This window comes from Streptomyces sp. NPDC001002 (assembly GCF_053599215.1).
This window is the reverse complement of sequence record NZ_JBSFLV010000069.1, coordinates 38,339-48,961: the sequence shown is the minus strand read 5'-3', so window position 1 is coordinate 48,961 and position 10,623 is coordinate 38,339. Positions and strand designations below refer to the sequence as shown.

8 protein-coding genes are annotated in these 10,623 nt (G+C 71.3%); 3 read left to right on the top strand and 5 right to left on the bottom strand.

The window, feature by feature from the left end:
- Positions 1–132: 132 nt before the first annotated feature.
- The 5 genes from ACWDR3_RS28255 to ACWDR3_RS28235 all read right to left on the bottom strand — a co-directional run bounded on the left by ACWDR3_RS28255 (position 133) and on the right by ACWDR3_RS28235 (position 6,750).
- On the bottom strand, positions 133–972 hold the full coding sequence (locus ACWDR3_RS28255) for a carbohydrate ABC transporter permease (protein ID WP_450355378.1): 840 nt from the start codon (positions 970–972) through the stop codon (positions 133–135).
- Positions 972–2,330, bottom strand: a complete 1,359-nt coding sequence (locus tag ACWDR3_RS28250; RefSeq protein ID WP_450355377.1) for an ABC transporter permease subunit — start codon at positions 2,328–2,330, stop codon at positions 972–974. Before ACWDR3_RS28250 ends, ACWDR3_RS28255 begins: the two co-directional genes overlap by 1 nt.
- 5 nt (positions 2,331–2,335) lie before the next feature.
- Positions 2,336–3,664 (bottom strand): ABC transporter substrate-binding protein, encoded by a 1,329-nt coding sequence (locus ACWDR3_RS28245; RefSeq protein WP_450355376.1) that lies wholly within the window; start codon positions 3,662–3,664, stop codon positions 2,336–2,338.
- A 46-nt stretch (positions 3,665–3,710) separates the two neighbouring features.
- Positions 3,711–5,336, bottom strand: coding sequence for a glycoside hydrolase family 13 protein (locus ACWDR3_RS28240; RefSeq protein ID WP_450355375.1), 1,626 nt, complete (start codon positions 5,334–5,336; stop codon positions 3,711–3,713).
- Between the two features lie 142 nt (positions 5,337–5,478).
- Complete coding sequence (locus ACWDR3_RS28235; RefSeq protein ID WP_450355374.1) at positions 5,479–6,750, bottom strand: ABC transporter substrate-binding protein; 1,272 nt, start codon at positions 6,748–6,750, stop codon at positions 5,479–5,481.
- A 121-nt stretch (positions 6,751–6,871) separates the two neighbouring features.
- Between ACWDR3_RS28235 and ACWDR3_RS28230 the strand changes: the two genes are divergently transcribed.
- From ACWDR3_RS28230 to ACWDR3_RS28220, 3 genes are read left to right on the top strand one after another with little or no spacing between them, the layout of a single operon-like run.
- Positions 6,872–7,387, top strand: a complete 516-nt coding sequence (locus ACWDR3_RS28230) for a PadR family transcriptional regulator (protein ID WP_402347109.1) — start codon at positions 6,872–6,874, stop codon at positions 7,385–7,387.
- Complete coding sequence (locus tag ACWDR3_RS28225; protein WP_450355373.1) at positions 7,384–8,133, top strand: ABC transporter ATP-binding protein; 750 nt, start codon at positions 7,384–7,386, stop codon at positions 8,131–8,133. The genes ACWDR3_RS28230 and ACWDR3_RS28225 overlap by 4 nt, the downstream gene beginning before the upstream one ends.
- Positions 8,134–8,172: 39 nt before the next feature.
- Entirely contained in the window at positions 8,173–10,611 is a 2,439-nt protein-coding gene (locus ACWDR3_RS28220) for an ABC transporter permease (protein ID WP_450355372.1), read from the top strand.
- Positions 10,612–10,623: the final 12 nt, after the last annotated feature.

The following is a 10,623-nucleotide window of genomic DNA, read 5'->3' as shown; positions in this document are numbered from 1 at the left end:
TCGGTGTGCTTTTCCGTGCTGCCGCGGTAGGTGTACCCACCGCACAGTTGTTGACCCCCGGGGGGTGGGGTTTTGGATCTCCTCACCGCACCCCGTCTCTTTGTCACTCCCTCAACTCACCGTGTCGGCGCCTCACTTCACCGAGCCGGCCATCACGCCCTGCACGAAGTGCCGCTGGAAGGCGAAGAACACCACCACGGGCACGATCAGCGACACGAACGCGCCCGGCGCGAGTACGTCGATGTTGCTGCCGAACTGGCGTATCTGCGACTGGAGTTCCACGGTCAGCGGCTGCGAGGAGGCGTCCGCGAACAGGAGCGCCACCAGCATGTCGTTCCACACCCACAGGAACTGGAAGATGGCGAGGCTGGCGATCGCCGGCCGGCCCACCGGCAGCACGAGCCGGGTGAAGATCCGCCACTCGCTGCCGCCGTCCATCCGGGCGGCCTCCAGCATCTCCTTGGGCATCTCCGCGAAGTAGTTGCGCAGCAGGAACACCGCGAACGGCAGTCCGTACGCCACGTGGAACAGCACCACTCCGGGGATCGTGCCGAACAGCCCGAGCGTGCCGAAGAGTTTGGCCACCGGCAGCAGGCCGATCTGCACGGGCACCACCAACAGCGCGACCACGACCAGGAACACGGGCTCGCGGCCGGGGAAGTCCAGCCAGGCGAAGGCGTACGCGGCCAGTGCGGCGAGCACGACCACCAGGGTGGTCGCCGGGACCGAGATCAGCACGGTGTTCCAGAAGGCGCGGGTGATGCCCGCGTTCTCCAGCAGGGCCGAGTAGTTGTCGAGGGAGAGCTGGCCCGGGCTGGTGAACGCGGTCCACCAGCCGCTGCTGGACGAGTCCTTGGTGGAGCGCATCGAGGAGAGCAGCAGCCCGGCGAGGGGCGTGAGCCACACCAGTCCGACCACGACGAGGAAGGCCTGCACCACCCCGTTGCCCAGGCCGCGCCTGATCGCGTTCATCACTGACTCCTTCTGAAGCGCCGGACGTTGAAGGCCATGGCCGGGATCACCAGCACCAGGAGCAGGACGCCCAGCGCGCTGCCGAGCCCCTGGTTGTTGCCACCGCCGAAGGACACGAGCCACATCTGGGTGGCGAGGACGGCCGCGTCCTGCGCCACCGGGCCGGGCGCGATGATGTACACGAGGTCGAAGACCTTCATCACGTTGATCACAAGGGTCACGAACACCACCGTGAGCACCGGCGCGAGCAGCGGCACCGTGATGAGCCGGAAGATCTGCCACTCGTTGGCGCCGTCCATCCGCGCCGCCTCCAGCGCGTCCCGGGGCAGCGCGGCGAGGCCCGCGCCGATCAGCACCATCGCGAACCCGGTCCAGATCCACAGGTAGGCCCCGATGATGGCGGGCGTGACGAGGGTCGGGCCGAGCCAGGAGATGCCCTGGTAGGGCTGCGCGAAGTTCGAGCCCGGCAACTGGACCGCGTACGAACCGGGGTCGAGGCCGGTGAAGCGGAAGGAGCCGTCGGAGGCGGTGCTGGTGCTCGCGACCGTCTTCCCGTCGCGCACCGCCTGGACCGTCATCCGCGGCAGCCCGCTCTCCTTCGGGTCGACGACGCCCTGCTTGCCTCCGCCGCCGAGCGTGAAGTCGAGGTAGACCACGCCGCGCAGTTCATCCGCGGACGCCGTCCGGTTCGCCGCCGCGTAGGCGGACTCGGCGCCGCTCGGCAGGTCCTTCGGGGCGACGCCCACCAGACCGAGGTTCACCGAGTCGCCCGGCGACACGCTCGCGGTCGTGCGGTACGAGCCGTCCGGCCCCGCCGCCAGGCCCTGGCCGGTGCGGGCGCGGGCGGTGGGGTACTCGGAGGTGCCCTTGAAGACGTCGTGCACGCCGACCGCGGCCGCGTTCAGGACGCCCTTGTCCGGGTCGTCGTCGTAGGCGAGCCGGAAGATGATGCCGGCGGCCAGGAAGGACACGGCCATGGGCATGAACAGCAGCAGTTTGAAGGCGGTCGCCCAGCGCACCTTCTCCACCAGCACCGCGAGGATCAGCCCGAGCCCGGTCAGCAGGGTGGGCGCCACCACCACCCAGATCGCCGTGTTGCGTACGGCGGTGAGGGTGGCCGGGTCGCGGAACATCTCGGTGTAGTTGTCGCCGCCCACGAACTTGCTTCCGGACGCGTCGAAGAAGCTGCGGCCGATCGAGAACAGCACGGGGTAGACGACGAGCGCGCCCAGCAGGAGCAGCGCGGGGAAGACGAAGAGCAGGCCGACGATCCAGGCCCGTCGGCGGGCGCGCCGGGCGCGTTCGGCGTGCGGGCTCGCGGGTGGTGGACTCGTCTCTTTCACCAGGGTCGCGGTCATGGCCGTCAGCCCTTGTAGGCCTTGGCCGCCGCGTTCTCCAGCTGCGCCGCGGTCGCCTTCGGGTCCGAGGGGTCGCGCAGGAAGTCCTGGAGCAGCTTCCACTCACCGGCGCCCTTGGTGCCGCCGAAGGCCGCGGGCGCCTGGTCGGACATGTCGAAGCGGACCGAATCCCCGGCCGAGACAAGGGACTTGGCGGTCGCGCGGGTGACGTCGTCGCCGTAGGAGGCGAGGTCGAGCTTCTTGTTCGGGGACAGGAAGCCGCCCGCCTTCGCCCACACGGCGGCCGCCTCGGGGGTGGCGAGGTACTCCAGGAGCTTCATGCCGGCCTTGGCGTTCTTGCCGTCCTTGAGGACGACGGCCGCGTCGCCGCCGCTGACCACGGGGGCCGAGCCGCCGTCGACCGCGGGGAAGGGGAAGAAGTTGGCGTCCGTGCCGATGGTCTTGCCGAACTGGTCCTTGGCGACCCCGGCCACGAAGTCTCCTTCGTAGACCATGGCGGCCTGCGGCTGGGGCCCGAACACCTTCTCCACCGAGCCCGGGAAGTCGGTGTTGAGGGCCTCCTTCTGGCCGCCCGCGATCAGCTGCTTGTCCTTGAAGAGCGTGCCCAGGGTGCCGAGCGCCTTGACCACGGAGGCGTCGGTCCACTTCAGCTTGTGGGTGGCGAGGGCGTCGTACTTCTCGGGTCCGGCCTGGGAGAGGTAGATGTTCTCGAACCAGTCGGTGAGGGTCCAGCCGTCCTGGCCGCCGATCGAGAAGGCGGCGAGGCCGGAGTCGGAGAGCGTGTGGCCGGCCTTCAGCAGGTCGGCATAGGTGGTGGGCGGTGTGACACCGGCCTGCTCGAAGGCGTCGGGGCTGTACCAGACCGTCGACTTGTGGGCGGCCTTGAAGTAGAGGCCGTAGAGGGTGCCGTCGACGCTGCCGTAGTTTTTCCACACAGGGGCGTAGTTGGCGGCCACGGACTGCTGGGTGGTCGCGGACAGCGGCTGCAGCCAGCCCTGTTGGGCGAACTGCTGGAGCACGCCGACCTGCGGGACCATCACGACGTCGGGTGCGTTGCCGCCCTCGATCTTGCTGCCGACGACGGTGGAGACGTTGTCCCCGGTGGACGTGAACGTCGTCTTGGCGCCGGTCTTGGCGCTGAACGCGTCCAGCACCTTCTGGAAGTTCTTCTGCTCGCTGCCGGACCAGACACCGGCCACGCCGACCGTCTGCCCGGCCAGCGCCTTGTCGCCGCCACCGGCCGAGACCGGGTCGCCGCTGCCGCAGGCGGTCGCGCCGAGCGTGAGGACCAGGGCGGTGCAGCCGGTGAGGAGGGTGGTACGTCGTCGCATCATCGTTGATGTCCCTTCGGGGGATGGGCAGGTGACGGTGTGTCTGAAATCAGAGATCGTTGATCCACCAGGCGGCCGTCGCACCGGGAAGCACCCCGGCCGGACAGAGACCGCTGGACAGCAAGAGGGTGCCGGAGACCGGCGCGGGCACCGGCGCCGTACCGAAGTTGACGGCGCAGACGAGGCCGTCCCCGCGGACGAAGCCGAGGACGCCGGGCGGGGTCTCCAGCCAGGTGAGCGAGCCCTCGCCCAACTGGGGCAGCTGAGAACGCAGTTGGAGGCCGTCGCGGTACAGGTGCCAGAAGGAACGGGTGTCGGCGAGGGCGCGGTCGGTGGCGTACTCGGCGAAGTACTCGGGCTGCGGCAACCAGGGCCGCGCGCCCTCGGCGCCGGAGGTGAAGCCGAACGGCGAGGCCTGTCCCGACCACGGCAGCGGCACCCGGCAGCCGTCACGGATCCGGGCCCGGCTGCCGGTGCGCCGGAAGATCGGGTCGGTGAGCACGTCGTCGGGCAGATCGACGACCTCGGGCAGCCCCAACTCCTCGCCCTGGTAGATGTACGCGGCTCCGGGCAGCGCCAGCATGAGCAGCGCGGCGGCCCGGGCTCGGGCAGCCCCGAGACCGCTGCCCTCGGTGGCGGGTTCGCCGTAGCGGGTGACCGTGCGGACCTGGTCGTGGTTGTTGAGGACCCAGGTGACCGTGGAGCCGGTGCCGGCGATGTCCTGCATGGCCTCGGTGATGACCTTGCGGAAGGCGTCGGCGTTCCAGGGCGCGCTCAACAGGTCGAAGAAGAAGGCCTGGTGGAGTTCGTCGGAGCGGACGTACCGCGCGTGTTCGCGGGCGGTCGGGACCGAGACCTCGCCGACGAGGAGGCGTTCGCCGCCGTCCCGTACGGTGTACTCCTCGCACACCGCGCGCCAGTGCCGCCAGACGTCGTGCACCTCGGGCTGGTTCCAGGCGAGCGGGTTGACCGAGTCGCGGGTACGGGCGTCGGCCTCCGGGTCCGGGGAGTCGGGCAGGTCCGGGTGCTTGAAGAGGCCGGCGGCCACGTCGATGCGGAAGCCGTCGACGCCCCGGTCGAGCCAGAAGCGGAGCGTGCGGTCGAACTCGGCGGCGACCTCGGGGCTGCGCCAGTTCCAGTCCGGCTGCTCGGGCGTGAACATGTGCAGGTACCACTGGCCGGGCCGGCCGTCCGCCTCGGTGACCCGGCTCCAGGCCGGACCGCCGAACATGGCGTGCCAGTTGTTGGGCGGCTCGGCGCCGTCCGTGCCCCGGCCGTCGGCGAAGTGGAAGCGGGCCCGGGCCGCGCTGCCGGGTCCCGCGGCGAGCGCCTCCTGGAACCAGGGGTGCTCGTGGGAGCAGTGGTTGGGGACGATGTCGAGGAGCACCTTGACGCCGAGCCGCCGCGCGGCGCCCATCAGCAGGTCGAACTCGGCGAGGTCGCCGAAGAGCGGGTCCACGTCGCAGTAGTCGGCCACGTCGTAGCCGTGGTCGTGCTGCGGCGAGGGATAGAAGGGGCTCAGCCAGATCCCGTCGACACCGAGCTTCTTGAGGTACGGCAGCCCGGCCCTGACCCCGGCCAGATCGCCGATGCCGTCGCCGGTGCTGTCCAGGAAGCTACGGACGTACACCTGATAGATCACCGCGTCCCGCCACCAGCGGTACTTACTCAGCATGCATGCATGTTAAGTAGGCATGTCGCGAGGGTGTCAACGAGTAGGCGGAAGCTACTGAGGAGTTGACCAGTCAAATGGTGATTTAGTGACCCATGAAGAGGCGAAAGGAGACCGCCGCGTTACTTAACAAGTAACTAGCGCTCTAGCGCCCGGGAATGGCGGCCAGCTCCCCCGCCAGCCGTGCCACCGCCGCCTTCGGCGTGACGTGCCCGTTCATCGCGTCCTGCACGACGGCCTGCACCACCAGACTCACCTGGTCGTAACGGGGGCTCTTGGGACGGGACTTGGCCGTCTGCAGGGCCTTGCGCAGGGTCGGCAGATACGGGAACCGCCGTATGAGCGCCGGGTCTTCGTACAGCGCGGCCCGCACCGGCGGCAGCGCGCCGCGGGTGAGGACCTGGCGCTGGACGCGCTCGCCGGTGAGGTAGGCGATCAGGCGCGCGGCCGAATCGGGGTGCCGCGCATGGGTGTTGACGGCCAGGTTGGAGCCGCCGAGGACGCTGGCCCCCGGCCCGTCGGGCCCGGGCAGCGGTACGGCGCCGATCTTGCCGGCGACCGGCGAGCCCTTGGCCGACGCACCGACGTACGCGTAGGGCCAGTTGCGCAGGAAGAGCAGCCGGCCGTCCTGGAAGGCCTGCTTGGACTCCTCCTCCTTGTACGTCAGCGCCGCCTTCGGGATCCATCCCTCGCGCACCCCGCGGGCGAGGAACCCGATGCCCTCGCGGGCCGCCGCGGAGTCGACGGTGACCTTGGCGCCCTCTTCGCCGAGGATGCTTCCGCCCGCCGAGTAGACGGCCTCGGCCGCGTTCACGGTGAGCCCCTCGTAGGGCAGGAACTGGCCCGCGTAGCCGTCGAGTCCGTACTTCGGCGCGATGGTCCTCGCGTCGCGCTCCAGCTCGGCCCAGGTGCGCGGCGGCGGGACGCCCTCCTTGGCGAGGATGTCCTTGCGGTACAGGAGCAGGCCCGCGTTGGTGACGTACGGGACGGCGTACAGCCGCCCGTCGTAGGTCGCCGTGCCCCGGACCCCCTTCAGGAAGGTGTCCAGCGGGAACCGGTCGGGGGGCAGCGGGCGGATCCAGCCCGCGTCGGCGAACTCCGCGGTCCAGCTGACGTCGATGTTGAGGACGTCGAACCGGCTGCGGTCGCCGGCGCGCAGGTCGCTGGCCATCTGCGCGTGGGTCTCGTCGGCGGAGTCCGGGAGTTCGACGAGCTCGACCCGCTCGCCGGGATGCGTGCGGTTCCAGCCGTCCAGGACCGGGCCGAGATAGCCGGTGAGGTCTCCGGCGGTGGCCAGGGTCAGCGGGCCGCGGTCCGCGCCGATGCCGTCCTCGGCATGCGCGCCCGAGGCGACGTACCCGCTCAGGACCACCACCGATACGAGGAGGCCCCTACCCGCGGCACGCATCCACCGCATAGGTTCCTCCCAGTACAGCGGCGCCGGGCATCTTCGCCCTGGGTCCGAAGCCATGTATACCTGTTAGGTATGGGCGATACTAGGGCCTGGAGCACATCACACAGACGGGAGGACTGCCCACGTGCGCCTGCCCCTCCTGGCTCTCCTCGCGCGCGGCCCGGCCCATGGCTACGAGCTCAAGCAGGACCTTGAGCAACTGCTGGGGTCCGCGTACCCTCAGCCGAACGTCGGCCAGATCTACGTGACCCTCGGCCGCCTGGAGAAGCAGGGACTGATCGAGGGCGAGGACGTCGAGCAGTCCAGCCGGCCCAACAAGAAGGTCTACCACCTCACCGAATCCGGGCGGGAAGAGCTGCGCGTCTGGTTCGAGGAGCCCGAGGACGAGCCGCGGGTGCGGGACGAGTTCTTCATGAAGCTGGCGCTCGCTCCGCAGTCGGGTCTCGCCGACCAGATCGCCCTGATCAACAAACAGCGACGCCAGTACCTGACCGCCATGCGCGGCCTGTCGAAGCTGGCCGCAGCCGAGAACCGCGACAACCGCATCGCCCACCTGCTCATCGAGGGCGCGATGCTGCACCTGCAGGCCGACCTGGATTGGCTGGAGCGGTGCCAGGAAGAGCTGGAGGAGCTGGAGTGAGCGACGGTCCCGCTCCCGTGCTGCGCGCCGAGGGCCTGGTCAAGACGCATTACGGCGAGGGCGCCCCGGCGCATGCCGTGCGCGGGGTCGATCTGCGCGTCCGGCAGGGCGAGTTCGTGGCCGTCACCGGTCCCTCCGGCGCCGGCAAGTCGACGCTGCTGCACCTGCTCGGCGGGCTCCAGCGGCCGGACGGCGGCAGCATCTGGCTGGACGGCGCGTGCGCGAACGCGTGGAGCGAGGCGCACTGGGCCATGGAGCGCCGCAAGCGGATCGGGATTGTCTTCCAGTTCTTCAACCTGGTGTCGAACCTGTCGGTCGCCGACAACGTGGAGCTGCCCGCGCTGCTCGCCGGGACCGCACCGAAGCAGGCGCGCGCCGGGCGGGAGGAGCTGCTGGCCGAGCTGGGCCTGGTGGGCAAGGAGCGGAGCATGCCGGGTGAGCTGTCCGGCGGCGAGCAGCAGCGGGTCGCGCTGGCCCGGGCCCTGGTCAACCACCCGCCGCTGCTGCTGGCCGACGAACCCGCGGGCAGCCTGGACAGCAAGGGCACCCGCGAGGTGATGCGGCTGCTGTCCCGCTTCCACGCACGCGGCCAGACGATCGTGCTGGTCACCCATGACGCCCGGCTGGCCAGCGCGGCGGACCGGGTGATCAGCTTCTTCGACGGCCGGATAGCCGACGACGCGACGCTGGACGGCGTGCCCTCCCCCGGCGCCGGGATCTCCGGCGTGCTGGAACTCAAGGACTGACATGCGGACGTACGACGACCCCCGGAAGGGCTGAGCCGCATGCGGGCCACGCTGCGCTGGGCGCACTCCGATCTGCGCACGCACCGGGGTGAGGCGCTGTTCCTGGTGCTGGCCACCGCCGGGATCGTGGTGTCGCTGCTGCTGGCCACGGCCCTGTTCGGGTACGCCACCAACCCCTGGCAGCGGGTCTTCACGCAGACGCGCGGGGCGCACGTGTGGATCCACACCGCCGAGTCCGCCCGGGCGGACCGGCTCGCCCGGCTCGACGGTGTCGACTCCGTCGCCGGCCCCTACGCCACCGAGTCCGCCACGCTCGCCTCCCGCGGCGCCCGCGCCTTGGTCGAACTGCGCGCGATGCCCGACAAGTCGCCGGCCATCGGCCACCCCCTGATCGTCTCCGGCGACTGGCTGGACCCGGCGACACCCGACGGCGTGGTCCTGGAGAGCCACCTCGCCCGCGCCCTGCTCGCCGAGCCGGGCGACACCCTCACCCTGCCGGGCACCGCGCGGAAGGTGACCGTGCTGGGCGTGGCCGACAGCGCCGAGTCGCGCTACAGCCCGGGCGACCAGCCGGGCCTCGTCTGGACCCTGCCGGCCGCCGTACGCGACCCAAACGGCCAGGTCATAGGGTTGCGCCTGACCGACCCCGACGACACGGACTTCGTCGCCCCGCGCGCCGTCAAGGCCCTGGGCGGCGCCGACGCGATCGGCGAGGTCGACACCTGGCAGCAGGCGCGCGCCGAGGCGCAGGGCGACAACCGGCTGCTCGGACAGGTGCTGGCCCTGTTCGGACTGGGCGCCCTGGTCGCCGCGGGCCTCGCGGTGCACGGCGCGATCGCCACCCGCATCCGCGGCCACCTGCGGGACATCTCGGTCCTGAAGGCGATCGGCTTCACCCCGGGCCAGGTCGTCCGCGTCTTCCTCTTCCAGCACATCGCCTACGCCCTTCTCGGCGCCGTCACCGCGGCCGTGCTGACGCAGTCCCTGGGCAACCGGATCCCGGGCCGTCTCGGCGACGCGATCGGCGTCTGGCAGGGCCTGCCCGGCCACACCGTGGCCCTCTTCGCCATCCCGTCCGGCGCGGTCCTGTTCATCGCCGCGACCACGGGCCTGGCGGCCTGGCGAGCGGGCCGGGTGCCGCCGGTACCGGTACCGATCCCTTCGGTACGGGGGATGAGGGGGCTGTCGGCGAGGACGGGCCGGGCGTCCACAGCACGGACCTCTGCATCACGGACCTCCGGATCACAGTCCTCCGCGTCGGAGAACGTGCGGCACGCGCACCCGGCGCCACCGGCGCGCGCACCCCGTCGCGCCGACCGGTCCAGCGGCCGACTCTCCGCGGTGGCCCGGCGGGCGCTCGCCCTGCGGGTGTCGCCCGCGTTCGTACTGGGGTGGCACACCGCGTTCGCCCGTCGGCTGCGGTCGCTCGCCACCGTGGCCCGGCTGACCCTGCCCCTGCTGCTGATCGTCGTGGCGATGAGCGCGTGGACCACCATCGACCGTTTCCACAGCAGGCCCGAGCAGATAGGTCTCCCGGCCGCGCTCACCGTCCGCGCGGACGCGGGCCTGAGCGACCGGGACACCCGGGCCCTGCTGGCCCGTGACCCCGAGGTCGCCGACGCCTACCCGGGCGTCAAGATGGCCGCCCTCGTTCCCAACCAGTCCGTCACGATCGCCCTGCGCGGCCTCGGCACCCGCGAGGACCCGTATCCGTACGCCCTGGCGGAGGGCCGCCCCGCACGCCTCAGCCACGAGGCCGTGGCCGGCCAGGGCCTGCTCTCCCTGACGAACGCGCGGGTCGGCGACTGGGTGCGGATCACCGTCGGCTCCCAGCCGTACGGCCTGCACATCGTGGGCCGCAGTATCGAACCGGAGAACGCCGGCCGGGTCGTCACCACCTCGCTCGACACCCTCCGCGAGATCGACCCCCGGCTGACGCCCACGCTCTACCAACTCCGGCTGCGCGACGGCGCCGACCCCCGGGAGGTCGCGGAACGCCTGACCGCCGCCGGGCGCGGGCACCTGGACGTGCACGCCGTGACCAACCCGGCCGACGGCCTCTCGCCGCTGCGCGGAGTGGTGCTCGGGCTGATCGTCGTGCTCGCCCTGATCGGCCTCATCGAACTGCTCACCGCGATCGGCGGGACCGTACGCGAGGGCGAACGGGACCTGCTCGCGCTCAAGGCCATCGGTCTGTCACCGCGCCAGATCACCGCCGTGACCATGACGGCCACCGGCTGCACCGCCCTGGTCGCCGCCCTCGCCGGGACCGCCCTCGGCACACCGCTCGCGCACTGGCTGATCAACGCCCAGGGCCGGTCGAGCGGCATCGGCGCGGGGATCGCCCAGGGACCGTCGCCGGCACTTCTGGTGCTGTTCGACGCGGCGGCGGTCCTGGGCGCGGCCGGCCTCGCCGCGCTGCCGGCGGCCCGCGCGGCGAGGCGCAGACTGGCGGACACGCTGAGCGCGGTGGCCTGAGGGCGACGGAGC